At 71.2% G+C, this 25,258-nt stretch carries 23 protein-coding genes and 1 tRNA gene; 20 read left to right on the top strand and 4 right to left on the bottom strand.

The window, feature by feature from the left end; translation table 11 throughout:
- The first annotated feature begins 16 nt into the window (after nt 1–16).
- The 10 genes from ACFOYY_RS24710 (at nt 17) to ACFOYY_RS24665 (ending at nt 12,347) form a co-directional block, all read left to right on the top strand.
- A complete protein-coding gene (locus tag ACFOYY_RS24710) occupies nt 17–1,927 on the top strand; it encodes a TIGR03960 family B12-binding radical SAM protein (RefSeq protein ID WP_352016353.1) in 1,911 nt (636 codons plus the stop codon).
- 69 nt (nt 1,928–1,996) lie between these two features.
- Nucleotides 1,997–2,821 (top strand): TIGR03936 family radical SAM-associated protein, encoded by an 825-nt coding sequence (locus ACFOYY_RS24705; protein WP_352016364.1) that lies wholly within the window; start codon nt 1,997–1,999, stop codon nt 2,819–2,821.
- Nucleotides 2,822–2,918: 97 nt separating this feature from the next.
- Nucleotides 2,919–5,627 carry an Rne/Rng family ribonuclease gene (locus tag ACFOYY_RS24700; RefSeq protein ID WP_386192448.1) on the top strand — a complete coding sequence of 903 codons (2,709 nt, stop codon included), beginning with the start codon at nt 2,919–2,921 and terminating at the stop codon, nt 5,625–5,627.
- A 221-nt stretch (nt 5,628–5,848) separates the two neighbouring features.
- The gene (gene rplU / locus ACFOYY_RS24695) at nt 5,849–6,151 is read left to right on the top strand and encodes a 50S ribosomal protein L21 (RefSeq protein WP_352016351.1); all 303 of its coding nucleotides are present in this window, start codon (nt 5,849–5,851) and stop codon (nt 6,149–6,151) included.
- A gap of 19 nt (nt 6,152–6,170) precedes the next feature.
- Nucleotides 6,171–6,428, top strand: a complete 258-nt coding sequence (gene rpmA, locus ACFOYY_RS24690; RefSeq protein ID WP_352016350.1) for a 50S ribosomal protein L27 — start codon at nt 6,171–6,173, stop codon at nt 6,426–6,428.
- 104 nt (nt 6,429–6,532) lie between these two features.
- Nucleotides 6,533–7,885: a GTPase ObgE gene (gene obgE / locus ACFOYY_RS24685; RefSeq protein WP_352016349.1), complete on the top strand. Its 1,353-nt coding sequence runs from the start codon at nt 6,533–6,535 to the stop codon at nt 7,883–7,885.
- Between the two features lie 58 nt (nt 7,886–7,943).
- Nucleotides 7,944–9,068 (top strand): glutamate 5-kinase, encoded by a 1,125-nt coding sequence (gene proB, locus ACFOYY_RS24680; RefSeq protein ID WP_352016348.1) that lies wholly within the window; start codon nt 7,944–7,946, stop codon nt 9,066–9,068.
- A gap of 17 nt (nt 9,069–9,085) precedes the next feature.
- Entirely contained in the window at nt 9,086–10,378 is a 1,293-nt protein-coding gene (locus ACFOYY_RS24675; protein ID WP_362784388.1) for a glutamate-5-semialdehyde dehydrogenase, read from the top strand.
- A gap of 49 nt (nt 10,379–10,427) precedes the next feature.
- Nucleotides 10,428–10,601: a hypothetical protein gene (locus tag ACFOYY_RS24670; protein WP_386192443.1), complete on the top strand. Its 174-nt coding sequence runs from the start codon at nt 10,428–10,430 to the stop codon at nt 10,599–10,601.
- Between the two features lie 165 nt (nt 10,602–10,766).
- A complete protein-coding gene (locus tag ACFOYY_RS24665) occupies nt 10,767–12,347 on the top strand; it encodes a serine/threonine-protein kinase (protein WP_386192440.1) in 1,581 nt (526 codons plus the stop codon).
- 92 nt (nt 12,348–12,439) lie between these two features.
- Here the strand turns inward: ACFOYY_RS24665 and ACFOYY_RS24660 are convergent, their stop codons facing one another.
- Nucleotides 12,440–13,465 (bottom strand): M48 family metallopeptidase, encoded by a 1,026-nt coding sequence (locus tag ACFOYY_RS24660; protein WP_184715434.1) that lies wholly within the window; start codon nt 13,463–13,465, stop codon nt 12,440–12,442.
- A 74-nt stretch (nt 13,466–13,539) separates the two neighbouring features.
- On the opposite strand from ACFOYY_RS24660, the gene nadD reads away from it, so the two are divergent.
- From nadD to ACFOYY_RS24635, 5 genes are all read left to right on the top strand, one after another.
- Nucleotides 13,540–14,208: a nicotinate-nucleotide adenylyltransferase gene (gene nadD, locus ACFOYY_RS24655; RefSeq protein ID WP_352016344.1), complete on the top strand. Its 669-nt coding sequence runs from the start codon at nt 13,540–13,542 to the stop codon at nt 14,206–14,208.
- A 90-nt stretch (nt 14,209–14,298) separates the two neighbouring features.
- Entirely contained in the window at nt 14,299–14,706 is a 408-nt protein-coding gene (gene rsfS / locus ACFOYY_RS24650; RefSeq protein WP_352016343.1) for a ribosome silencing factor, read from the top strand.
- Entirely contained in the window at nt 14,703–15,335 is a 633-nt protein-coding gene (locus tag ACFOYY_RS24645; protein ID WP_352016342.1) for a histidine phosphatase family protein, read from the top strand. The genes rsfS and ACFOYY_RS24645 overlap by 4 nt, the downstream gene beginning before the upstream one ends.
- 121 nt (nt 15,336–15,456) lie before the next feature.
- Nucleotides 15,457–15,529, top strand: a tRNA-Ala gene (locus ACFOYY_RS24640).
- Nucleotides 15,530–15,662: 133 nt separating this feature from the next.
- Nucleotides 15,663–18,845: a BTAD domain-containing putative transcriptional regulator gene (locus ACFOYY_RS24635; RefSeq protein WP_386192433.1), complete on the top strand. Its 3,183-nt coding sequence runs from the start codon at nt 15,663–15,665 to the stop codon at nt 18,843–18,845.
- A 9-nt stretch (nt 18,846–18,854) separates the two neighbouring features.
- On the opposite strand, the gene ACFOYY_RS24630 is transcribed toward ACFOYY_RS24635, so the two are convergent.
- Together ACFOYY_RS24630 and ACFOYY_RS24625 are read right to left on the bottom strand one after the other, a co-directional pair.
- Entirely contained in the window at nt 18,855–20,213 is a 1,359-nt protein-coding gene (locus ACFOYY_RS24630) for a sensor histidine kinase (RefSeq protein WP_362784376.1), read from the bottom strand.
- The gene (locus ACFOYY_RS24625) at nt 20,210–20,887 is read right to left on the bottom strand and encodes a response regulator transcription factor (RefSeq protein WP_352016339.1); all 678 of its coding nucleotides are present in this window, start codon (nt 20,885–20,887) and stop codon (nt 20,210–20,212) included. Before ACFOYY_RS24625 ends, ACFOYY_RS24630 begins: the two co-directional genes overlap by 4 nt.
- Before the next feature lie 50 nt (nt 20,888–20,937).
- Here ACFOYY_RS24625 and ACFOYY_RS24620 point away from each other — a divergent pair, with 50 nt between their 5' ends.
- Nucleotides 20,938–21,657 carry a hypothetical protein gene (locus ACFOYY_RS24620; RefSeq protein WP_352016338.1) on the top strand — a complete coding sequence of 240 codons (720 nt, stop codon included), beginning with the start codon at nt 20,938–20,940 and terminating at the stop codon, nt 21,655–21,657.
- A gap of 7 nt (nt 21,658–21,664) precedes the next feature.
- Here the strand turns inward: ACFOYY_RS24620 and ACFOYY_RS24615 are convergent, their stop codons facing one another.
- The gene (locus tag ACFOYY_RS24615; protein WP_352016337.1) at nt 21,665–22,162 is read right to left on the bottom strand and encodes a DUF523 domain-containing protein; all 498 of its coding nucleotides are present in this window, start codon (nt 22,160–22,162) and stop codon (nt 21,665–21,667) included.
- Nucleotides 22,163–22,249: 87 nt separating this feature from the next.
- Here ACFOYY_RS24615 and ACFOYY_RS24610 point away from each other — a divergent pair, with 87 nt between their 5' ends.
- The 4 genes from ACFOYY_RS24610 to ACFOYY_RS24595 all read left to right on the top strand — a co-directional run bounded on the left by ACFOYY_RS24610 (nt 22,250) and on the right by ACFOYY_RS24595 (nt 25,165).
- Entirely contained in the window at nt 22,250–22,612 is a 363-nt protein-coding gene (locus ACFOYY_RS24610; RefSeq protein WP_352016336.1) for a hypothetical protein, read from the top strand.
- Nucleotides 22,609–22,989: a hypothetical protein gene (locus ACFOYY_RS24605; RefSeq protein WP_386192427.1), complete on the top strand. Its 381-nt coding sequence runs from the start codon at nt 22,609–22,611 to the stop codon at nt 22,987–22,989. Before ACFOYY_RS24610 ends, ACFOYY_RS24605 begins: the two co-directional genes overlap by 4 nt.
- Before the next feature lie 60 nt (nt 22,990–23,049).
- Entirely contained in the window at nt 23,050–23,733 is a 684-nt protein-coding gene (locus tag ACFOYY_RS24600; protein WP_352016334.1) for an SRPBCC family protein, read from the top strand.
- 199 nt (nt 23,734–23,932) lie between these two features.
- On the top strand, nt 23,933–25,165 hold the full coding sequence (locus tag ACFOYY_RS24595) for a CynX/NimT family MFS transporter (protein ID WP_386192425.1): 1,233 nt from the start codon (nt 23,933–23,935) through the stop codon (nt 25,163–25,165).
- Nucleotides 25,166–25,258: the final 93 nt, after the last annotated feature.

The following is a 25,258-nucleotide window of genomic DNA, read 5'->3' as shown; positions in this document are numbered from 1 at the left end:
CGGATAGTCTTGGCCTATGCCTGTCGAGTCGTTGTTTCCCCGCCTGGAAGCGCTCCTGCCCAGGGTGCAGAAGCCGATCCAGTACGTCGGAGGTGAGCTCAACTCGACCGTCAAAAGCTGGGACGAGGCGACGGTCCGCTGGGCTCTGATGTATCCGGACGCCTACGAGGTGGGCCTGCCCAACCAAGGCGTGCAGATCCTCTACGAGATCCTCAACGAGATGCCGGAGACCCTGGCCGAGCGGACCTACGCGGTCTGGCCCGACCTGGAGGCGCTCATGCGGGCCGAGGGGGTGCCCCAGTTCACCGTCGACGCGCACCGCCCCGTGCGGGCGTTCGACGTGTTCGGGATCTCCTTCTCCACCGAGCTCGGCTACACCAACATGCTCACCGCGCTCGACCTCGCCGGCATCCCGCTCGACGCCGCCGACCGGGGCGAGGACGACCCGATCGTCCTCGCCGGAGGTCACGCGGCCTTCAACCCCGAGCCGATCGCCGACTTCATCGACGCCGCGGTGCTCGGGGACGGCGAGCAGGTCGCCATCGCGATCACCGAGGTGATCCGCGAGTGGAAGGCGGAGGGCTCGCCCGGCGGGCGCGACGAGCTGCTCATGCGCCTGGCCGAGTCCGGCGGGGTCTACGTGCCCCGCTTCTACGACGTCGAATACCACCCCGACGGCAGGATCCAGCGGGTGGCGCCGAACCGCTCGGGCGTGCCCTGGCGCATCCACAAGCACACGGTCATGGACCTCGACGAGTGGCCCTATCCGAAGAAGCCGCTGGTCCCGCTGGCCGAGACCGTGCACGAGCGGTTCAGCGTCGAGATCTTCCGCGGCTGCACGCGCGGCTGCCGCTTCTGCCAGGCAGGGATGATCACCCGCCCGGTCAGGGAGCGTTCGATCACCACGATCGGCGACATGGTCGAGGCCGGGATCAAGGCCTCGGGCTTCAACGAGGTCGGCCTGCTCTCACTGTCGTCGGCCGACCACTCCGAGATCGGCGAGGTCGCCAAGGGACTGGCCGACCGCTACGAGGGCACCAACACCTCGCTGTCGCTGCCCTCGACCCGGGTCGACGCCTTCAACATCGACCTGGCCAACGAGTTCTCCCGCAACGGCCGCCGTTCCGGCCTGACGTTCGCCCCCGAGGGCGGATCGGAGCGGATGCGCAAGGTGATCAACAAGATGGTCACCGAGGAAGACCTGATCAGGACCGTCACCACGGCCTACAGCCAGGGCTGGCGGCAGGTGAAGCTCTACTTCATGTGCGGCCTGCCGACCGAGGAGGACATCGACGTCCTGGGCATCGCCGACCTGGCCAGAAAGGTCATCAAGGCCGGTCGCGAGGCCACCGGGTCGCGTGACGTGCGCTGCACGGTCTCCATCGGCGGGTTCGTGCCCAAGCCGCACACCCCCTTCCAGTGGGCGGCCCAGGCCTCCCACGAGGTGGTCGACCACAGGCTCAAGGCGTTGAAGGACGCCCTGCGCGGCGACAAGGAGTACGGCCGCGCCATCGGAATGCGCTACCACGACGGCAAGCCCTCGATCGTCGAGGGGCTGCTGTCCCGGGGCGACCGCAGGGTCGGTGAGGTCATCCGCGCGGTGTGGCAGGACGGCGGCCGGTTCGACGGCTGGAGCGAGCACTTCTCCTACCAGCGCTGGATGGACGCCGCCACCAAGGTCGGCATCGACGTCGACTGGTACACCACGCGGGAGCGCGAGGAGAACGAGGTGCTCCCCTGGGACCACCTCGACGCGGGCCTCGACCGCGAATGGCTCTGGCAGGACTGGCAGGACGCCGTCAACGACGTCGAGGTCGAGGACTGCCGCTGGAGCCCGTGTTACGACTGCGGCGTGTGCCCGACCATGGGCACCGAGATCCAGATCGGGCCCACGGGGAAGAAGCTGCTGCCACTGACGGTTGTCTGAGATAGGCCGTGCGTGAGCACGGCCCGCTGACAAAGGCGACCATCACGACTTGGGAAGGACGAAACCACTCTGAAACCCGTTCCCGATGGGCCGGCGCCCGCGCCGGTCGCGCAGCGTCTGCGCGTCCGATACGCCAAGCGCGGCCGTCTGCGCTTCACCAGTCACCGTGACATCTCCCGGGCGGTGGAACGTGCCGTCCGCCGCGCCGACGTGCCGGTGGCGTTCAGCGCGGGCTTCTCACCCCACCCCAGGATCTCCTACGTGGGCGCCGCCGCGCCGACCGGAGTCGCGAGCGAGGCCGAATACCTTGAGATCGCCGTGACCCGGCGATGCGACCCCGACCGGCTGCGCGCCGCCCTGGACGACTCGCTCCCGCCGGGCCTCGACGTGCTGGCGGTCGTCGAGGCGGCCGGGGAGAACCTGTCCGACCGGCTCGAATGCTCCGCGTGGGAGGTACGGCTGCCGCAGGCGGATGCCGCCCTCGCGGCCGTCGCGGTCGAGGAGTTCAAGGCCGCCGAGCGCGTCGAGGTCGAGCGCCTGACGAAGAAGGGGCTGCGCCGCTTCGACGCCCGGGAGGCGGTGCTGGGTCTTGAGACCCGTGAGGCAACTGAGGGAATTGGGACAACAGCAGGTCAGGGGTCCAGTCAGCCATGTGTCATACTTCGCATGGTTGTACGGCACGCTACTCCTGCCGTTCGACCCGACGACGTTCTTACCGGACTGCGTCTTGTGGCTGGCTTCGCGCCGCCGGTGCCCCCCGAGGTGACCAGGCTGGCGCAGGGACCGCTCGACGTGATGACCGGTGAGCCCGCCGATCCCTTCGGCCTGGACCGCGACACCACGCGCGGCGGCGAAACGGAACCGGTGGGCGGGCACGTCGGCGGCGACCTATAGGACTTGGCGCCGGACCCGCGGGCCCGGCGTACAGCGAGAGACGAGAGCTCCCGCGCGGCGCGGAGACGCGCCCGGGAGCTGACGGGAGAACGCCCGCATGCTCGACAACGAGCCCGGAACCGGGGCCACAGGCCCTGGCGGGGACACAGAGGAACAGCCGAAGCAGGCACCGCGCAGGCGGGCCGCGAGCAGGCCGGCGGGCCCTCCGCCGGAGGAGCCGGAGACCGCCCCGCCGGTGGTCGTGGTCACCAGACCCGAACCGGAGCCCGAGCCCGTAGGGGAGCCGGTCGCCACGGCGGCGCCTGAGGTGACGGCGCCCGAGCCGGCTCAGGAGGAGGCGCCCAAGCGCGCCACCAGACGAAGGACGACCGCGGCGACGGGTACGACCACGCGGCGGAGCCGTACGAAGAAGACGGCCGAGGAGACGGCGGAGCCGGTCGCCGCGGCTGAGGAGAGCGCCCAGGAACCGGCGCAGGAGGCCCCCGCGCCCGCCAGGCGCAGCCGTACGCGGAAGAAGGCCGTCCCGGAGGAGACGCTCCCCGAGCCGGTCGCCGAGTCGGTTCCGGCTGAGGAGGCTGAGGAGGCCGAGGAGGTCGCCGAGGGGCTCCTGCTCGCGATGCCCGCCGACGAGCCGCTGGACGACGAGCCCGCGGGCGAGGACGTCGCCGAGGAACGCCCCGGTCTGTTCGCCGACCCGTTCGGCCTGACCGCACAGGAACGTTTCGAGGTTCCCACCGTCACCTTCCAGGCGCCCGCCGCGGTGTTCCAGCCGCTGTTCCAGGCGCCTGACCCCTACCGTGCGGAACCGCCCGCCCGCCCCACCGCGCCGCAGCCGCCCGAGCCGCCGCAGCCTGAGCCCGAGGCCGTGGAGGATGAGGCGGAGGGCGCCGAGGAGCCCGAGGACGACGACTCGGAGGGGGACGAGTTCGAGGGCAGCCGTCGCCGTCGCCGCCGCAGGGGCGGCCGGGGCCGGGGCAAGACGCGTGAGCTCGACGAGGCCGACGAGGACGACTCCGAGCAGCGGCAGCCGCAGGAGGAGGAGACCTCCGCAGAGGCCGTCCAGGAGGAGGAGCAGGACAGCGGCGGCACCTCCCGCCGCCGCCGCCGTCGCCGCCGCAGGGGCGCCGACGACGCGGGTGAGCTCAGCGACGACCCGCCGAACACGGTCGTGCGCATCCGCGCGCCCAGGGCCGGTCGCAGCACCTCCGCCGACGAGGTGCAGAGCGTGCGCGGCTCGACCCGCCTGGAGGCCAAGAAGCAGCGTCGCAGGGAGGGCAGGGAACTCGGCAGGCGGCGTCCGCCGATCATCACCGAGTCGGAGTTCCTGGCCCGCAGGGAGTCGGTCGAGCGCGTCATGGTCGTGCGCCGCACCGGTGGCCGTACCCAGATCGCGGTCCTTGAGGACGGCGTGCTGGTCGAGCACTACGTCAACCGTGAGGCGAGCCAGTCCTACGTGGGCAACGTCTACCTCGGCAAGGTGCAGAACGTCCTGCCCAGCATGGAGGCGGCCTTCGTCGACATCGGCAAGGGCCGTAACGCGGTGCTCTACGCCGGTGAGGTCAACTTCGACACCGTGGGCCTTGAGGGCCAGCCGAAGCGGATCGAGGTGGCGCTGAAGTCGGGCCAGTCGGTGCTGGTGCAGGTCACCAAGGACCCCATCGGGCACAAGGGCGCGCGGCTCACCTCACAGATCAGCCTTCCCGGCCGTTACCTGGTCTACGTGCCCGACGGCTCGATGACCGGTATCAGCCGCAAGCTCCCCGACAAGGAGCGCACCCGGCTCAAGGGCATCCTGAAGAAGGTGATGCCGGAGAACGCGGGCGTCATCGTCCGCACCGCCGCCGAGGGGGCCTCCGAGGAGGAGCTCGGCCGCGACGTGGCCAGGCTGTCGGCCCAGTGGGAGAACATCCAGCGCAAGGCCAAGTCGGCCAGCGCGCCCGAGTTGCTGTCGTCCGAGCCCGACCTGACGGTCCGGGTGGTCCGCGACGTGTTCAACGAGGACTTCACCTCACTGGTCGTCGCGGGTGACGACGTGTGGGAGACGGTCGACGAGTACGTCCACTATGTGGCGCCGCACCTGGCCGACCGGCTCGTCAGGTGGCAGGAGCAGGGCGACGTCTTCGCGGCCTACCGGATCGACGAGCAGATCGCCAAGGCGATGGAGCGCAAGGTCTGGCTGCCCAGCGGTGGCTCGCTGGTGATCGACAGGACCGAGGCCATGACGGTCGTCGACGTCAACACCGGCAAGTTCACCGGCCAGGGCGGCAACCTTGAGGAGACCGTCACCCGCAACAACCTGGAGGCGGCCGAGGAGATCGTCCGTCAGCTCAGGCTGCGGGACATCGGCGGCATCATCGTCATCGACTTCATCGACATGGTGCTGGAGAACAACCGGGACCTGGTGCTGCGGCGCCTGCTTGAGTGCCTGGCCCGCGACCGGACCAAGCACCAGGTGGCGGAGGTCACCTCGCTCGGCCTGGTCCAGATGACCCGTAAGCGGGTCGGGCAGGGGCTGCTCGAGGCCTTCTCGACCGTCTGTGAGTGCTGCAACGGCCGTGGCCTGCACGTCTCGACCGAGCCGGTGGAGAGCAAGCCCGAGCCGCGTGGCACCCAGGGCAAGATGGCCGTGGAGAAGGCCGTCGCGGAGAAGCTCGTCAAGGACGGCCACGCCGTCGCGGCCAGCGAGGTGTCCGGCCGTGATACGGTGACCGATGCGCTTGATGACGTCCGAGGTGAGGACGCGCAAGCCGTACAGGCTTCGGGCCGGGGGCGGCGACGCTCCCGTAAGGCCAAGACGGCCGACTAGACCCGTTCCACAGGATTTCCACGAGGGACGGGCCTGGCCCGGCCTACCGACGTTCCGCCCGGTTCGACCAGGAGACCGGTAATCCGGTACCCTGGTGAACCGGTGCGCTCATGGCGTGCCCTGTTCGCGCGCCTACCTGGTTCGTCGGTCACAATCAATGCCCACGGCCGGATGCGGGGCGCAGCATCCAGCGAGCAAACAGTCAGAAGAAGGGTTCCGCGGTGTACGCGATCGTTCGTTGCGGCGGCAGGCAGCAGAAGGTCTCCGTCGGTGACGTCCTTGAGGTGGACAAGGTCGCCGGCGAGGTCGGTTCCACGGTTTCGCTGCCGACGGTGCTCGTCGTCAACGATGGCGATGTGACCACCGAGGCGGGCAAGTTCACCGTCGCCGCCGAGATCCTCGGCGAGACCAAGGGTCCGAAGATCCGGATTCTCAAGTACAAGAACAAGTCCGGCTACAAGAAGCGCCAGGGTCACCGCCAGCGTTACACGCAGGTGAAGATCACCGGCATCAACCAGGCCTGAGTTTCGGGAGTTTTGCGAGATGGCACACAAGAAGGGCGCGTCGTCCACTCGGAACGGCCGTGACTCCAACGCCCAGCGGCTCGGTGTGAAGCGCTTCGGCGGCCAGCTGGTCAACGCCGGTGAGATCATCGTTCGCCAGCGTGGCACCCACTTCCACCCCGGCGACAACGTCGGCCGTGGTGGCGACGACACGCTGTTCGCGCTGGCCGCGGGTCACGTGAAGTTCGGCGTCAAGCGCGGTCGCCGCGCAGTGAGCATCGTCCCGGTCGCGGAGTAGATCCGCACCGACAGACGTCAACGGCAGGGGTGGATCGCATAGGCGGTCCACCCCTGTTCGCGTTTTAAAACGGGTATTTCCGCATATGGGGGTAGGGAGCAGGCATGCCGGACTTTGTGGACCAAGTGGTCCTGCACATCAAGGCCGGTGACGGGGGACATGGCTGCGCCTCTGTCCATCGGGAGAAGTTCAAGCCGCTCGGCGGCCCCGACGGAGGCAACGGAGGCCGCGGCGGCGACGTGATCCTTGAGGTCGACGCCAACACCGCGACGCTGTTGGACTACCACCGCCGCCCGCACCGCAAGGCGGCCAACGGCAAGCAGGGCCAGGGGTCCAACCGTGACGGGGCGAACGGTGACGACGTCGTGCTGCCCGTCCCCGACGGCACCGTCGTCAGGAACGCGACGACCGGCGAGGTCCTGGTCGACATGATCGGCGCCGGCACCCGCTACGTGATCGCCGAGGGCGGCCACGGCGGGCTCGGCAACGCCGCCCTGGCCTCGACCAAGCGCAAGGCCCCCGGTTTCGCGCTGCTCGGCGAGGCCGGCGACGAGCTCGACGTGATGCTGGAGATGAAGAGCGTCGCCGACGTCGCCCTCGTCGGCTTCCCCAGCGCGGGCAAGTCCTCGCTCATCGCCGCCCTCTCCGCGGCCCGACCCAAGATCGCCGACTACCCGTTCACCACGCTGATCCCCAACCTCGGCGTGGTCACCGCGGGCGACACGATCTTCACCGTCGCCGACGTGCCCGGCCTGATCCCGGGGGCGTCCGAGGGCAAGGGGCTGGGGCACGAGTTCCTGCGGCACGTCGAACGCTGCAACACCCTCGTGCACGTGATCGACTGCGCGACCATGGAGCCGGACCGCGACCCGATCAGCGACTACGAGGCGATCGAGGCGGAGCTGAGGGCGTACGGCAAGCTGGAGGACCGGCCACGTCTGGCCGTGCTCAACAAGGCCGACGTCCCCGACGCCCGCGAGCTGGCAGACATCGTCAGGCCGATGCTTGAGGAGCGGGGCATGCGGGTCTTCACGATCTCCGCGGCCACCCACGAGGGCCTCAAGGAGCTGACCTACGCGATGGGCGAGATGGTCGACGCCGCGCGGAAGGCCGCGCCGGTGGTCGAGCCGACCCGCCTGGTCATCAAGCCCAAGCAACTCGGCGACACGGGTTTCACGGTGCGCCGGGTCGACGACAACACCTTCCAGGTCACCGGGGCGAAGCCGGAGCGGTGGATCCGCCAGACCGACTTCACCAACGACGAGGCCGTCGGTTACCTGGCCGACCGTCTCGAACGGCTCGGGGTCGAGGAGGAGCTCACCAAGGCGGGTGCGAAGGCGGGCGCCGAGGTGATCATCGGCTCCATGGAGAGCGGCTACATCTTCGACTGGCAGCCGACCCTCAACGCCGAGGCCGTGCACCAGGGGCCGCGCGGTACGGACAACAGGCTCGGATAGCCTGCTGTCCGGCGGTGATCTCCGCGGCCCCTCCGACTCCGGGAAAGGTGAGCGTTTCGTGGACTCTGTGCGCGATCGAATCCGTACGGCCTCGCGCCTCGTCGTGAAGGTGGGTTCGTCGTCGCTCACGACCCCGCAGGGGACGATCGACGTCGACCGGGTCGACGCCCTGGTCGACGTGCTCGCCGCGCGCCGTACGGCGGGGACGCAGGTCGTGCTGGTCTCCTCCGGGGCGATCGCGGCGGGTCTCGGCCCGCTCGGTCTCTCGGCCAGGCCGCGTGACCTGGCCACCCAGCAGGCCGCGGCCTCGGTCGGCCAGGGGGTGCTGGTCGCCCGCTACACCTCCTCCTTCGCCCGCTACGGCCTGCGGGTCGGCCAGGTGCTGCTGACCGCCGACGACATGATGCGCCGCTCGCACCACGTCAACGCCCAGCGCACGCTGAGCAGGCTGCTCGAACTCGGCATCGTCCCGGTGGTCAACGAGAACGACACCGTGGCCACCGACGAGATCCGCTTCGGCGACAACGACCGGCTCGCCGCCCTGGTCGCCCATCTGACGCGGGCCGACGCCCTGGTGCTGCTGTCCGACGTGGACGCGCTCTACGACGGCGACCCGCGCCGTCCCGGTGCCAGCAGGCTGCGGGAGGTGCGCGGCCCGCAGGACCTGGTCGGGGTCGAGCTGGGCAAGGGCGGCGCCGTCGGCACCGGTGGGATGGTCACCAAGGTGCAGGCAGCCAGGATCGCCACCGGTGCGGGCGTGCCGGTGGTGCTGACCGCGGCCGCGCACGCCGCGCAGGCCCTCGCGGGCGCCGACATCGGCACCTGCTTCCACCCCGACGGCCGTCATCCGGGCACCCGCCTGCTCTGGCTGGCGCACGCGACCACCGGGCGGGGCAGGCTCCACCTGGACTCGGGTGCGGTGGACGCCGTGGTCGGGCGCCGCAAGTCGCTGCTGCCCGCCGGGGTCACCGCCGTCGAGGGAGACTTCGCCGCGGGTGACCCGGTCGATCTGTGCGGGCCGCTCGGCGGGGTGGTCGCCAGGGGACTGGTCAACTTCGACGCCGTGGAGATCCCGGACCTGCTCGGCCGTTCGACGCGTGAGCTGGGCGCCAGCCTGGGTCCGGAATATGAACGCGAGCTCATCCACCGTGACGACATCGTCATACTGGAGTCCCACCACTAGTTCTTTTGGAGCGCGACATGTCCGAGGACTTCCTGAAGGTAGCCCTGGCGGCTAAGGAGGCCGCCGCCGAGCTGGCCCCGCTGCCGCGGGCCCCGAAGGACGTCGCGCTCCGCGCGATCGCCGACGCCCTGGTCGCCAGGTCGGCCGAGATCGTCGCCGCGAACGCGCTCGACGTCGAGCGGGCGGAACAGAACGGCGTTCAGGCCTACATGATCGATCGGCTCAGGCTCGACGAGGGACGGGTCGCCGCCATCGCGGACGCCGTACGCCAGGTCGCCGACCTGCCCGACCCGGTCGGTGAGGTGATCCGGGGCGGCACGCTGCCCAACGGCCTCGAACTGCGCCAGCTCAGGGTGCCGCTCGGCGTGATCGGCATCATCTACGAGGGCCGTCCCAACGTGACCGTGGACGCCGCCGCGCTCTGCCTGAAGAGTGGCAACGCGACCCTGCTGCGCGGCTCGTCGAGCGCCTACGAGTCGAACACGGTCCTGGTGAGGATCATGCAGGAGGCGCTGGCGGGCACCGACGTCCCGGCCGGGGCCGTACAGCTGGTGCCCGGGCAGTCCAGGGAGTCGGCCAAGGAGCTCATGCGGGCCCGTGGCCTGGTCGACGTGCTGATCCCGCGCGGCGGGGCCTCACTGATCAACTCGGTGGTCGAGGAGTCGACGGTCCCGGTCATCGAGACCGGTGTCGGCAACTGCCACGTCTACGTGGACGCCGAGGCCGACCTCGACCTCGCCCTGGAGATCCTGGTCAACGCCAAGGCGCAGCGCCCCTCGGTGTGCAACGCCGCCGAGACGTTCCTGGTGCACGCCGACGTCGCGGACGCCTTCGTGCCGCGCGCACTGGCCGCGCTGGCGGCCGAGGGCGTGACGGTGCACGGCGACGCCAGGATCGCCGCCCACGGTGACGGCGTGGTGCCCGCAGGGGAGGAGGACTTCCTGGCCGAGTATCTCTCGCTGGACATCGCCGCGGCCGTCGTGGACTCCCTGGAGGAGGCGGTCGCGCACATCAGGAGGTACGGCTCAGGCCACACCGACGCCATCGTCACCCGCTCCGTCACGGCCTCCCGGCGGTTCGTCGCCCTGGTCGACTCGGCCGCGGTCGCGGTCAACGCCTCGACCAGGTTCACCGACGGCGGCGAGTTCGGGTTCGGTGCCGAGATCGGCATCTCCACCCAGAAGCTGCACGCGCGCGGGCCCATGGGCCTGCCGGAGCTGACCTCCACCAAGTGGGTCTACACCGGTGAGGGGCATCTGCGCACCGGTGCGGGCACGGTCATCGCCTCCTCGGGTGCTACGAACGGTTAGAGCGTGTCGCTCCGGGTGATCGGGGCCCAGGATGGTTTGACTGGGCCCCATGGAGACCGTGATCGCGTTCCTGTTCGTCGTCGTCGTGCTGGTGTGCCTCGACCGCCTGATGCTGTGGCTTGAGGGCAGGGGGCATGTGCGCTGGCGCCGTACCGGAAGGCGGGACCTGTCGGCCGAGCCGACGGCGGAGCTGGACAGCCTCCTGGAGGACTCCCGCCCCTGAATCGGCACGGATCTTTCCCCTCGTACGGCGCGCCTCCGGAAAATCGTCATATTCGCCCGCTAGGGTGAGGACTCCTATGGCTGGAGAGCAGGGAAGCACGGGCGAACGTGCGACCCGGTAGGCACAGCGGTCCCCCAGGGCCATGTGGCCGACGCAGGAGGTCACGTGGGTCGTCTCGGGCGCGTCGGCTCCTACACGTTGGTTGAGCGCTTAGGCCGGGGCGGCATGGGTGAGGTCTACCACGCGACCAACAAGCGTGGTGAGAGCGTCGCCCTCAAGATGCTCCACGACGCCGTCGACGCCGACGCGGAGTCGCGGATACGCCTCGAACGCGAGGTGCGCGCGCTGCGCCGGGTCGAGAGCCCCTACGTCGCGCGGGTCCTCGACGCCGACCTCGCCTGTGAACGCCCCTACCTCGTCATGGAGTACATCGAGGGAGACACCCTCCTCGACCGCGTACGGCGCGGCGGCCCGCTCGGAGGGACGGCGCTGATCAACCTGGCCCACGGCCTGGCCACCGCCCTGTCGATCACCCACGCGGCCGGGATCGTCCACCGTGACCTCAAGCCCGCCAACGTCCTGATCAACGTGGAGAACGACCCGGTCCTGATCGACTTCGGCATCGCCCAGGTGCTGGACGCCACCCGGCTCACCCTGACCGGAACCTTCCTGGGCACCCCCAGCTACGCCGCTCCCGAGGTGTTCGCCGACGAGCCCGTCGGCGAGCCCGCGGACGTGCACGCCTGGGCGGCGACCGTCGCCTTCGCGGCGACGGGGCGCCCCACCTTCGGCAGGGGACCCGCCGAGGCGCAGATGTACGCCATCCTCAACGGCCAGGCCGACCTGGCCGGTGTCCCGGCGGCGCTGCTCCCACTGGTGCGGGCGGCCCTGCACCGGGAGGCGGCCAAGCGCCCGACCGCGGCCCTTCTCACCGCCCGTCTCAGCCGCCTGGCCAGGGCCGCGGGAGCGGAGCAGCGGCCGCGCGGCGCGACGCGGCAGGTTCCGGTGGCCGCCGCGGCGGGTGCGGCGCGCAGAGCGGAGGCACGCCCGCGTGGGACGGGCACCAGGACGGAGGAGCCGCCGCGGGCCGGACGGCCCGTCCAGGGGCACGAGGGGGTCACGCGTCAGCCCGTGACCGGTGAGCCGTCCGGGGACAGGCCCGTCCGGCGGATGGTCAGGAGGCCGCGGGCGGGAAGCACAGCAGAGGACTCCGCGCCCGGCAGGCCGTCCCAGAAGGGCAGTGCGGCGCTGGGGTTGCTGCTGGCCGTACTGGCCGTGCCGTGTGTCGTGGCGACCGTGATCTGGCCGGTGGCCACCTTCGCCGTGACGGGGGCCTGCGCCGCGCTGGTCCGTTCGGTCTGGGCCGGGCACCGGCTGGCGCGCGGACGCAGGACGGCCAGGTCGCGGGGTGTCCTGCGGGCCGCGTCCTTCCCGCCGGTCTTCGCGATCTCGCTGCTGACCGTGCTCGCCTGGCCGGGGGTTCCCGCCGCCGCGGCGGCCTGGGTGACCCTGTGGCTGGCCTGCGGGGGTTCACCGCCGCCTGAGTGGTGGTTGCAGCCTGCCCCGGTGATCCTCGCGGGCGTCGTGTTCGGCGTCCTCTGCGGCATGATCGTCAACCGGGAGGTGGAGCGGGTCGGCGCGAGGTTCCCCGAGCTTCACAAGGAGGGGCTGCGCATGCTCGCGTTGCTGGGCGGGTTCGTCGCCCTGTGCGCGGCCGCGGTGCGCGCGCTCGCGTTCCTGATCTAGCCTCCGGAGCGCCTCACGGGGCCTCCGGAAGGGGTGGCCTTCGGAAAAGGCCCGGAAGGCGGCCTTCCAGACCTTTTCAGGGAGCCACGCCCTCAGTTGCCGTCGCGGCGGGCGAAGCGGTTGAAGATGCGCTCACCCGCGTTGACCGCGCCCTCGGCGACGTCGCGAAGGACGCCGATGAAGGGGTCCTGCGACTGGGACCAGGACTCGCGGTAGGAGCGGGCGGCGGCCCTGACCTCCTCGGAGATCTTGGCGTTCGCGTCGTCGGCCCGGCGGGGGTAGTCGCCGGAGAGGATGGTCTCGTACTCGCCGCTGCGGCGCCACTTGTCCAGCTCGGCCACCCGGGAGACGGCGAACGGGTGGGTCGTGCCGAGCAGGTTGAGGACCTTGAGCAGGCCGTCGCGGACGTCACCGGCCGTGTCGTACTCGCGGGCCTGGTCGAGGAAGGCCTCGATGTTCATCTCGTGCAGGCGGGAGCCGCCGGCGAGCTTCATCAGCGCGCGCAGCGCGGCCTCCGGGTCCTGGCCGCAGAGCAGACCGCCGCGGTCGGCCGACAGCTCCGACTTGCGGTGCCACTCCTCAAGGCCGGCGACGATCGCGCGCAGCCCGATGTAGCCGAGCGGGATCCAGGCGACGCGGGTGGCCAGACGGGTCAGGATGTCCAGCATGGTGCGGTAGACCGCGTGGCCGGACAGGATGTGCGCGGTCTCGTGGCCGACGACGAAACGCAGCTCCTCGTCGTCCATGAGGTCGAGCAGGCCGGTGGTGACGACGATGAACGGGTCGTCGAACCCGATCGCCATGGCCTGCACCTGCGGGCTCTGCTGGACGTACACCTCGGGAATGCGGTGCAGGTCCAGGGTGTAGGCCGCGTCACGGCCCATGTCGTGCAGTGTGCGGAACTGGGTCTCGCCGGTGCGCACCGCGGAGGCGAGGTAGATCAGGCGCAGGCGGCGCTCACTGATCAGGCCGGACATCTGCTTGAGAACCGTGTCGAACCCACTGAGCGAGCGCAGGGCTACCAGCGCGGACCGGTCGGCGGGATGTTCGTAGGCACGTGAGCTTACGCCGGGAAGCTGCACGCGATTGCGATCCGGGGTGGTGGTCATGTCCGGCATGCTACGTCGGGCCCGCCGGGCATGCGCGGGGGGTGATTAAAAGCCGGGTACGGCTTACGCGTATGGTCCGTTTCATGATGAAAGCGGCCAACGGCACGGGGAAGAGACGCCTGGGAGTCATGGGCGGCACCTTCGACCCCATCCATCACGGGCACCTCGTCGCCGCCAGTGAGGTCGCGCATCACTTCCACCTCGACGAGGTGATCTTCGTGCCGACGGGGCGGCCGTGGCAGAAGGCCGACAGGACCGTCTCGGCCGCGGAGGACCGCTATCTGATGACGGTCATCGCGACCGCCTCGAACCCGAGTTTCTCGGTGAGCCGGGTGGACATCGACCGCCCCGGGCCCACCTACACCATCGACACCCTCAGGGAGATCGCCGCGGCGGGGGGAGCCGACGTCGAGCTGTACTTCATCACCGGGGCCGACGCGCTGTCGCAGATCCTGGGCTGGCACGACGCCGACGAGCTCTTCACCATCGCGCACTTCGTCGGGGCCACCCGGCCCGGTCACATCCTGCGCGACCCCGGGCTGCCCGAGGGCAAGGTGAGCCTGCTGGAGATTCCGGCGCTGGCCATCTCGTCGTCGGAGTGCAGAGAACGTGTCTCTTCCGGACAACCCATCTGGTATCTGGTCCCTGACGGTATTGTGCAGTACATCAACAAACGCGGCCTTTACCGTCATGTGCGCTCTTCGCCGGACCATCAATCCGTTTGCGACGTGGAATCGGGTGGCACACGATAGGCGTTGTACCCGAAGGCGGCTCTTCGACAGGCGTTCGATCGGGCACCCTGATAGGTGACAGCGCCGACTACTGGAGGACTAACCGAAACCGTGACCGCAACCGACAGATCCGTCCAGCTCATCAGGATCGCCGCCGAGGCCGCGGCCGACAAGCTGGCCGACGACATCCTCGCCTATGACGTGAGCGACCAGCTCGTCATCACCGACGCCTTCCTGCTCTGCTCCGCCACCAACGACCGTCAGGTCCGCTCCATCGTCGACGAGATCGAGGAGCGGCTGCGCGTCGAGGCCCACGCCAAGCCCGTCCGCCGTGAGGGAGAGCGTGAGGGCCGCTGGGTTCTCCTCGACTACGTCGACATCGTCGTGCACGTCCAGCACGAGGAGGACCGCACCTTCTACGCCCTGGAGCGGCTGTGGAAGGACTGCCCCGCCATCGCCCTGCCCGACAGCGTCGCGCAGGCCGCCGCCCAGCGTGCCCGCCCGGCGGTAACTGAGTGAGCCGCCGTGTCGTCTGCCTGAGACACGGCCAGACGCTGTGGAACGTCGAACACCGCTTCCAGGGCCACAGCGACATCCCGCTCGACGAGACCGGCGTCGCCCAGGCGGCCAGGGCCGCCTCGCTGCTCGCCGCGCTCCGCCCCACCATGATCGTTGCCTCCGATCTCCAGCGGGCCTACGACACCGCCTCCGCGCTCGGCCGTCTCACCGGTCTGAGCGTGTCGGTCGACAAGGACCTGAGGGAGCGGGGCGGCGGTGAGTGGGAGGGGCTCACCCGCGAGGAGATCTCCGCCGGGTGGCCCGAGCAGTACGCCGCCTGGGAGGCCCCCGGCGGTGAGGAGGTCGCCGACGTCGCCGCGCGTGTCTCGGCCTCCATCCGCAGATGGGCCGAACGGCTCGACGAGGACGGTCTGCTGGTCGTCGCCTCCCACGGAGCGGCGATCCGGCTCGGCATCGCCCACCTGCTCGGCCTGCCTGAGGATCTCTGGTCCGCCCTCGGCGGCCTGGGCAACTGCTCCTGGTCGGTGCTGGAGGAGGGACGCAGGGGCTGGCGCCTGATGGAGCACAACGCCGGAACCCTCCCCGAGCCCGTCCAGAGCGACGACAGCCCCGAGGTGACGCAGAGCTGACCCCTCGTACGGCTCACGCCCGGTGAAGGGCGAGAGCCGTACGGTCGTCGATTAGGTGAACCCCCGGGTGTCCTTGTATGCTTCCCAAGCGCCGCAACGAGAGCACTCGGAGCGGTGACCAGGGGCTATGGCGCAGCTGGTAGCGCGCCTCCATGGCATGGAGGAGGTCTGGGGTTCGAATCCCCATAGCTCCACAGGACCGGCGAGATCCCGTCCGATCAGCTGATCGGGCGGGATCTCGTGTTTTCTGCAGTTCTCCGGCGGTGGGCAGACAGGCCTGAGATGCCCTGATCCGTGGGGCGGGGCCGGCGCACGATAATCGATGACATGTGGTTCGGCTTGCTCGGCGCGACGGAGATCAGGGACGCCGAGGGCGGCCCGGTCCCCGTCGGCGGGCCCAGGACGCGCGCGCTGCTGGCGCTGCTGGCCCTCGACGCGGGCCGGGTGGTGACCGTCGAGCGGCTGATCGACGGCCTCTACGGTCAGGAGACGCGTGGCAACGCCGCCAACGCGCTGCAGGCTCAGGTCTCCCGGCTCAGGAGACTGCTCGGGCACGCCGGGACGGTCGAGTTCACCCCCGCCGGTTACCGGCTCGCGGTGAGCCCGCAGAAGGTGGACGTTCACCGGTTCGAGGCACTGGCCGTCCGGGGACGGCGAGCCCTGGAGGAGGGGGACGCCCCGCGCGCGGCCGGCCTCCTGCGCGAGGCGCTGGCCCTGTGGCGGGGGCCCGCGCTGTCCGACGTGGACGGTGCCCCGTTCGCGCGCGGGCAGGCCGTACGGCTTGAGGAACTGCGGCTCTCGGCCGTGGAGGAGCGGGTCGAGGCGGAGCTCGCCATGGGCGGGCACCGGGCGCTGGTGGCCGAGCTGACCGGCCTGGTGGCCGCGCACCCGTTGCGGGAGCGGCTGCGGGGTCAGCTGATGCGGGCGCTGTACGGCGGTGGCAGGCAGGCCGAGGCCCTGGCCGTCTACGAGGAGGCCAGAGGACTCCTCGCCGAGGAACTCGGCGCCGATCCGTCGGCGGAGCTGGCCGCCACGCACCTGGCCGTGCTGAGGGCGGACCTCTCCCTTCTCTCCGGGCCGGTGGTGCCCGCCGCTCCGGAGAGGCACGCGCTCACGGCCCAGCTCACCAGCTTCGTGGGCAGAGGGCGGGAGCTTGAGCGGGTCGGCGCGCTGCTCGAACGGGCACGCCTGGTCACCGTCACCGGGCCGGGAGGGGCGGGCAAGACCCGGCTGGCGGTCGAGGTGGCCACCCGGCACCCGGGGGAGGTCCGATTCGTCGACCTCGCGCCGTTGAGCCGGGACGCGGAGGTGCCCCAGGCGGTCTTCGACGCCCTCGGGCTGCGCGAGGCGTGGCTCACCCCCGGACTCGGCAGACCGGGAGGCGACGCGGTCGAGCGGATGGTCGCGGCGCTCGCCGCACGGAGCGTCCTGCTGATCTTCGACAACTGCGAGCACCTCGTCGAGGCCGTCGCGGCGCTCGCCGGGCGGCTGCTCGGCGCCTGTCCCCGGCTGCGGGTCCTCGCCACGAGCAGGGAGGCGCTGGGCATCACCGGCGAGAGCCTGTGCCCGATCCCCGCGCTCGCGGTGCCGCCGAGGGGAACCCCGGCGCGGGAGATGCCCGGTTACCCGGCTGTCGAACTGTTCGCCGACCGGGCCGCCGCCGTGCTGCCCGGGTTCACCGTCGGGGAGGACAACGCCGAGGCCGTGGGACGGATCTGCCGGGCACTCGACGGTCAGCCCCTGGCGATCGAGCTGGCCGCGGCCAGGCTGCGTTCCCTGCCGGTCGGCGAGGTCGCCGCCAGGCTGGACGACCTGTTCGGGCTGCTGTCGCGCGGCAGCCGTACCGCGCAGCCGAGGCACCGCACGCTCAGGGCGGTGGTCGAGTGGAGCTGGGACCTGCTGGGGGCGGAGGAGCGGGCGCTGGCCGGGCGGCTGACCGTCTTCGCCGGGGGCGCGACGCTTGAGGCGATCCGCGCGGTGTGCGGGCTGCCGGACGGCGGCACGGTCGAGGCGCTCACCGGCCTGGTGGACAAGTCTCTTGTGGAGGTCTCGGGAACCCGCTACCGCATGCTCAACACGATCAGGGCGTTCTGCGCGGAACGGCTCGCTGAGGCGGGGGAGACCCGGCGGACGCGGCGCGCGCACGCGGAGTACTTCCTCGGCCTGGCGGTACGGGTCGAGCCACGCCTGATCACCGCCGAGCAACTGGAGTGCCTGGCCGCGCTGGACGCCGAGCGCGACAACCTGCACGCCGCGCTCCGCCACGCCACCGAGGCGGGGGAGGCGGAGCGGGGGACGGCGCTGCGGCTGCTGGCGCGCCTGACGACCTACTGGTGGCTGCGGGGACTGCGCAGCCAGGGGGCGGCGCGGGCCGAGGAGCTCCTGCGCGGGATCGGCCCGCATCCTCCGGAGGGGCTGGAGGAGGAGTACACCGTGGGCGTCCTGAGCATCGCCTCCGGCGGGCCGCGCGGCGAGTTCGACGCCCATCTGGGCAACGCCGTCGCGACGATGCTGGCCGGCGGCCGTCCGCCCAGGCAGCCCTTCATGACCATGTTGCTCGGCATGGCCATGGGCATCCCGGAGGCGCACACCGCGAACCTGGACGACCGGTGGTACGGGCTGGTCGGCACCGACCCGTGGAGCCGGGCCCTGAACCACCTCGGCGAGGGGCTCGTGGCGGCCTACACCGGGCGGCTCGGTGAGGCGGAGGACAGCCTGTCCGCCGCGCTGGCCGGTTTCCGGGCGGTCGGAGAGAGGTGGGGGACGTCGGTCGCGCTGTCCGAGCTCGCCAAACTGGCCTCCTGGCGCGGAGAGGCCGAACGGGCGTGGGCGTTGTGCGACGAGGCCCTGCGGACGGCCCGTGAGCTCGGGGCCGAGGAGGACGTCGCCGGGACCCTGTGCCAGCGGGCCGGTGTGCGCCTGCAGACGGGGGATCTCCGGGGGGCCGCGGAGGACGCGGAACGGGCCGCCGTGCTGGCGCGCCGTACGGGGGCCTCCGAGGTGTTCGCCCTCACCCGTCACGTGCTGAGCACCGTCGCCAGGGCGCGGGGTGAGACGGCACGGGCCAGGAGCCTGGCCGAGGAGGCGCTCGCCGGGTGCCCCTCCGGGTGGTTCGGCGGTGAGGAGGCCCGGGCCACGATCATGATCGGTCTCGGGCTGACCGCCGAGGCGGAGGGCGTCGCGGGGGAGGCGCTGGCGTGGTACCGCCGGGCGCTGGCCTCCACGGCGGACCTGCACAACGTGACGATGACGGCCCTGGTCGTCGAGCTGATGTCCGGGGTCGCGCTGCTTGAGGGTGACCCGGCCAGGGCCGCCCTGCTGCTGGGCGCGGGTACGGCGGTGCGTGGAACCGCGTCGGCCGGTGACGTGGACGTGGTCCGGCTCGCCGGGGCCGCCAGACGCGCGCTCGGCGACCGGGCCTACGAGGAGGCGTACGGCCAGGGCGCCCGTATGACACGTGAGGAGGCGTTGGCGATGACCGGGGCCGGTGTTTCCGGAGAACCCGCCTGACGGCGCGGGTCAGTCCTGGGCGTCCTGCGTGGCGTCCTTCCTGCGCGGCCAGCGTCTGGCCTGGGGGCGCCGGGCCGTACGGAAGAGGGGCTCGTACTGGTCGGTGCGCAGCCACAGCTGCACATGGGCGCCGCCGAGGACCGATGAGTCGATCCGCAGCGCGCCACCCGAGCCCTCGGCGAGCCTGCGGGCGATGTCCAGACCGAGGCCGGTCGAGCCCGCGCCGCTGGCCCCGCGCCGCAGCGCCGCCTCGGGGTCGGCGATTCCGGGGCCCGCGTCGGCGATCAGGATGCCGACCGCGTCCGGTCCCTGGTGCAGCGTCACCGTGAACGCGGTGCCCTGGGGGGTGTGCCGGAAGACGTTGCCGAGCAGCGCGTCGACGACCGCGCTGAGCTCGGTCGCCGCGACCGGGATCCTGACCGGCTCCGTGGCGCCGATCAGCTGCCAGGGCCGTTGCTGGTCGTCGGCCAGCGCCGACCAGAAGGTCAGCCGCTCACGCAGTACGTGGGCCGCGTCGCAGTGGACGAGGGCAGGGGCCCGTGAGGGCTGCCTGGCGGCCGCGATGATCTCGTCGACCTCGGCTTCGAGACGGCCCAGGGCCCGGCGGCTCTGTTCGGCCTCCGGGCCCAGGTGGTCCAGGCTGAGACGTAACGCGGTCAGCGGCGTGCGGAGCCGGTGCGAGAGGTCGGCCGCCATCTCCCGTTCCGCGGCGAGCAACTGGATCACCCGGTCGGCCATGGTGTTGAACGCCTCGCCGACCGCGACCAGCTCCGTGGGCCCCTCGGGGGCGATCCTGACGGTGAGGTCACCGGCTCCCAGGGAGGTCGCCGCGTTGCCGAGACGCTGGGAGGCACGCACCAGCCGGGCCCCCAGCCGGTCGGCGACGAGCACGGAGCCCGCCATCAGCACCAGCGCCACCCCGGTCAGCACCGCCCAGGAGACGGCGACCCCCCTGGTGAGTTCCTGGACGGGTACGAAGATCTCGATGACCGCGGTCCTGCCGTTCTCCAGGGTGACGGGGCGAAGCAGCAGGGAGTCGTCGCCCAGCTCGTCCGAGGTCGCGGCGCGGGTCAGCCGGACCGCCGTGGCGACGGTCAGCGCCGAGGCCCTGGGGGTGCCGATCTTCCTTCCGTCGGGCAGGTGGAGCGCGATGCGCTCCGGCTGGCCCGTGCTGGCGACCGCGCGGGCCAGCCGGGCCGGCGTGGTGGTGATGGCCAGTACCGGGACCAGCGCCGAGGCCTGCCGTTCCGCCTCGGCGATCGCCCGGTCGTGTGCGATGTCCCTGACGATGATCCCGAACGGGACCAGGAAGGCCAGGGCGATCATCGAGGCGCCGGCGAGGGCGAGCAGGGCCAGGGTGCGTCTCACGACGGTGTGATCAGCATGACGCCGACGCCGCGCACGGTGTGCAGATAGCGGGGGGCGGAGGCGCTCTCACCGAGCTTGCGCCGCAGCCACGACAGGTGGACGTCGATGGTCTGGTCGTCACCGTAGGACTGCTGCCACACCTCGGTGAGCAGCTCCTTGCGCGGGACGACCCGGTCGGCGCGGGCCGCGAGGTAGGCGAGCAGGTCGAACTCCCGCCGGGTCAGCGAGAGAGGCTCCCCGCCCAGGGAGGCCTCACGCCGGTTGAGGTCGACCGAGAGCGCGCCGACGCGCAGCACCGGGGGCGGCCCCGCGGCCCGGGCCCTGCGCAGCACCGCGTCGAGCCGCGCGTTGAGGTGGTCGCCGGAGAACGGCTTGACCAGGTAGTCGTCCGCGCCCGCCTCCAGCAGGCGGACGATCTCCGCCTCGTCGTCCCTGGCCGTGGCCACGATGACCGGAACGCTGGAGACGCTGCGGACCATCTTCAGCGCCTCCGACCCGTCCAGGTCGGGCAGGCCGAGATCGAGGATCACCGCGTCGGGGGGATTCTGGGTGATCTCCCGCAACGCGTCGAGCGCACGTCCCGCGCTGCGCACGGCGTGTTGGCGCCTGCCCAGTTCCTGGATCATCGCGGAGCGCACGTACTCGTCGTCTTCTACCACGAGAACCGTCGCCATACGACGTAACCGTAGTGAACAAAGAAGCACATGAGGTAATAATTCACCGCATGAGGCAAACCTGGGGATTCGTTGTGGTCTGGTGTGCTGCCACGGTCCTGGCTGCCGGGATCACCTGGCTTGGTGTCCGTGACGTGCTGACCAGCCAGGTTTTCGACGACGCGAGGGTCGAGTCCCTGGACGCGGAGCTGTCCCGGATAGGGGCCGTCGCGATTCCCTCGAAGCCGCCGACCGGCACGGCCGTCGTGACGGGCCCGCCGAGCGCCTCTCCCCAGGGCAGGCGCACCCCGGGGGCCTACGTCTCCCCCCTGGGCCGCCGCGGCACCTCCCACCCGCGGGCCACCGGTCTGCCGAAGGGCGACACGAAGGGGTCGGTCGGATCCAGGCGGATCTCCGGCCACGAGCGTCAGACGGACGACTCCCCGGCCAAGCCGACCGCGACCGGAACCCCGACCCGGACCACGACCAAGCCCCCGGCCAAGGCGCCGACCGCAACGCCCGAGCCGGAGAAGGCCTCCGCCACTCCCAGCCCCACGCCCCACCTCGCGGCCGAGGGCGGGACCAAGACGGTGAGCTCAAAGAACGGCTCCGTCGCCTTCAGTATCGAGGGGGGCGTGTGCCGGGTGGTCTCCGCCAACCCCAACCCGGGCTACGAGGCCAAGGTGACCCAGGCCGAGGGATGGATCAGGGTGGACCTGGTCCAGGGGGAGCACGGTTCGGCGATCTACTGCGTCGGAGGGGAGAGCCGCACCGACGTGTGGGAGTACTGAGAACGCCTCAGGATCGCGACAACTCGCGCAGCCGTACGGCGGCGGCGGGAATCCTGTCCTCGCCGAACACCGAGACGCCGTGCTGTTCGAGCAGGGCGGTCGTGACCCCGGCACCGGCCAGCCGCCCGCCGCCGAAGGTGCCGTCGTGGATGGTCAGGCTTCCGCAGGAGGGGCTTGCCTCCTTCAGGATCGCCACCCGGGCACCGCAGGAGAGCGCGGCGGCGAGCGCCGCCCGCGCCCCGGTGAGGAAGGCCTGGGTGACGTCGGTGCCGTCGGCCGTGAGCACCCGGGCCGCCCCGGCGAGCACGGCCGCGCCGCCCGCCCCGCCCTCGATCTCGGCGGGAGGACGCGGCACGGGCAGGCCGCCCTCGACCTCGGGGCAGAACGGCACCAGCCGTCCCTCGGCCCGCCAGGCGGCCAGCAGCGCGTCACCGCTGGTCTTGGCGGCCCCGTCGTAGCGGACCCGCCGTCCCATGAGACAGGCGCTGACCAGGATCGTCTCCACGTGTCCAGGGTATGCGGAAGCGGAGAGGAGGGCGGCGGCACCGGGCAGTAACCTACTGCCCATGCCTCCTGCCACGGTGATGTCCCGATGATCGGCCCGCTCGCGACCGCCCTGATCATCCTGGCCCTGGTCATCGTGCTGTCCGCCATCGTGGCCGCGGGCCGGAACAGGCCGATGGGCACCGTGCTGCTCGTCATGCTCGCGCTGCTCGAACTCGGCCTGCTCGTCCAGGCGGGCTTCGCGGTCGCCGGGGTGATCGGGGGCAGGGGGCCGGCGGAGACGGCGACCCTGATCGGCTACCTCGCGGGGACGCTGGTGATCCCGCCAGGGGCGGTCTTCCTCGGCCTCGCCGAGCGTTCGCGCTGGGGGTCGGCGGTGGTCGCGGTCGGCGCCTTCGCGGTCTGCGTCATGGTGGGACGGCTGCTGCAGATCTGGCAGGGGACGGCATGAGCGAACCGGTGATCGGCTCGGGGCCGGGACGCGCGCTGGTCGCGGTCTACGGTGTCTTCGCCCTGGCCGCGGGCGCGCGTGCCGCGGTGCAGATCGCGACCCGTTTCGGTGAGGCGCCGCTGGCCTACTCGCTGTCGGCGTTCGCCGCGCTGGTCTACCTCGTGCTGGCCGTGGCGCTGGTCAGGGGGAGGCGGAGCCTCGCCCTGACGGCCTGCGGCGTCGAGCTGGCGGGCGTGCTGGTCGTCGGCACGCTGAGCCTGGCCGACCCCGAGGCCTTCCCGCACGCGACGGTCTGGTCGGGCTACGGCAGCGGTTACGTGTTCATCCCTCTCGTGCTGCCGCTTGTAGGCCTTTACTGGCTTTTGCGGCGTAAGTAGTTATGTCCGCGGATCGTCGGGCAGGTCGGCCTACCGAACCCACGAGAGGGAGGCAGACCTGTGAGCACGATCGAACAGTCCGTCGATGTGAACGTCCCGATCAGGACGGCCTACAACCAGTGGACCCAGTTCGAGACCTTTCCCGAGTTCATGGAAGGCGTCGAATCGGTCAGGCAGCTGAGTGACACCCGTACGGCCTGGGCCGTGGAGATCGCGGGCGTCCACCGTGAGTTCGAGGCCGAGATCACCGAGCAGCACCCGGACGAGCGGGTGGCGTGGAAGTCCCTGGACGGCCCGCACCAGGCGGGGGTGGTGACCTTCCACCACCTGTCCCCGGAGACCGCCCGTGTCACGCTCCAGATGGAGTACGAGCCGGAGGGCTTCGTCGAGACCGCGGGTGACTGGCTGCAGCTCGTCCGGCTCCGGGTCCGGGGCGACCTGGAACGCTTCAAGACGTTCATCGAGTCGCGCGGCGGGGAGAGCGGCTCCTGGCGCGGTGAGGTCCCCGCGCCGCACGACCGTCCGGGCGGTTACGGCGCCGGCGGTGGCGCGACCGTCACCGACAGGCCGGAGGGCGGCGCTGGGAACGGCGGTTACGGATACGACGATCCGGTTCCGCCGCGCACGGTCGGCGGAGAGTACCCGCCGTCCTCCCCGCTCGCTCCTCCCGGTGGCGGCCCGCTGCCCGGAGCGGGCAGGCGGCCGGGCGAGGAGCCGCCCGCCATGCCGGGCCCGCGCGTCTGAGCCGGTCATCGCCCTGAACTGAGGGAAGGAAGCCGGATCACGCCCTGTAAAGGAGGGCGTGATCCGGCTTTCACAGTGTCAGGGCTTCGGGCGGGGCGCGCATTGCCAGGAACAAACCAAGTTTTAGGTCCTGTTACAGTTGGAGTCAGCCAATCATCCTACGATTGGGTGAATCGATTGAAGGAGGACTGAACCCCGCATGAGCGTGCTAACCCATCAGACTCGGGGCCGCACCGGTGGAACGACGGGATCTCTCGCCTGGTTGCTCGTGCTGGGAATCGTCCTCGCCGCACTGAACCTGCGCACCGCGGTCACCAGTGTGGGACCGGTGCTCGACCGCATCTCCTCCGGCCTCGGCATGTCGGGCGTCGGAGTCGGGCTCCTCACCACACTACCCGTTCTCATCTTCGCCTCAGTCGGCGCCGTGACACCGGCCCTGGCCAGGAGGATCGGCGAACACCGGCTGCTGCTGACCGCCCTGGTCGCCCTGGGCTCCGGACTGCTCATCCGCGCGATGGTCGGCTCGGCCGAGGTCTTCCTGTTCAGCAGCGCGCTGGCGCTGTCCGGCGGCGCCGTGGGCAACGTGCTCATCCCCACCCTGATCAAGCGCCACTTCCCCGGCCGGGCCGGGACCATGACCACCGTCTACACCACCGCCCTCGCGGCCGGCACGATGCTCGCGGCCGCCGCGACCGTCCCGATCGAACGGGCCGCCGACGGCAACTGGCACGTTGCCCTCGGGGTGTGGGCGGCGCTGGCCGCTGTCGCCGCCATTCCGTGGCTTGCGCTGTCGCGCAGTGAGCCGGAGCGGGACACGGGCAGCAGCGATCTCGGTCCCCGGAGCCTGGTCAGGAGCAGGCTCGCCTGGGCCGTCGCCGCCTACTTCGGCACGCAGAGCATGGTCGCCTACATCATGTTCGGCTTCCTGCCGAAGATGCTCATCGACGGTGGCTACACCCCCGGCCAGGCCGGGCTGACGCTGGGCGTCTTCACCGCGATCGGCATCCCGGTCTCCATGGTGGTGCCGTGGATCGCCTCGAAGTTCGCCGACCAGCGGCCCGTCGTGGCGGCCTTCGTGGTCTTCTACACGATCGGCTTCCTCGGCCTGTGGCTCGCCCCCGTCAACCTGGCCTGGCTGTTCGCCGTACTGGTCGGGATCGGGATGGGATCGTTCCCGCTGGCGCTGACCATGCTGGCCCTGCGCACCCGGACCCCCGAGGCCACCGCCGCTCTGTCCGCCTTCGGACAGAGCGCCGGATACCTCATCGCGGGCGCGGGTCCTCTGGTCGTCGGTGTGATGCACGAGGCCAGCGGAGGCTGGACGCTGTCGTTCCTGCTGCTGTTCGCGGTCGTCGGCGTGCAGCTGGCCACCGGCTGGTACGCGGGCAGGGCGCGCTATCTGGAGGACGAGAAGGGCGTCCCCGCCCTCTGATCCCCCCTCCCTCCGCCGTATGGCCCGTGCCTCCTCAGGGGTGGCTCGGGCCATACTCGTTTGGCTGAGATGATGAAGGAACCAACAGGGGCA

Source organism: Streptosporangium jomthongense, from assembly GCF_042650425.1.
Classification (GTDB): domain Bacteria; phylum Actinomycetota; class Actinomycetes; order Streptosporangiales; family Streptosporangiaceae; genus Streptosporangium.
The sequence above is the reverse complement of the archived record's forward strand: the minus strand, read 5'-3'. Positions and strand labels throughout refer to the sequence as shown.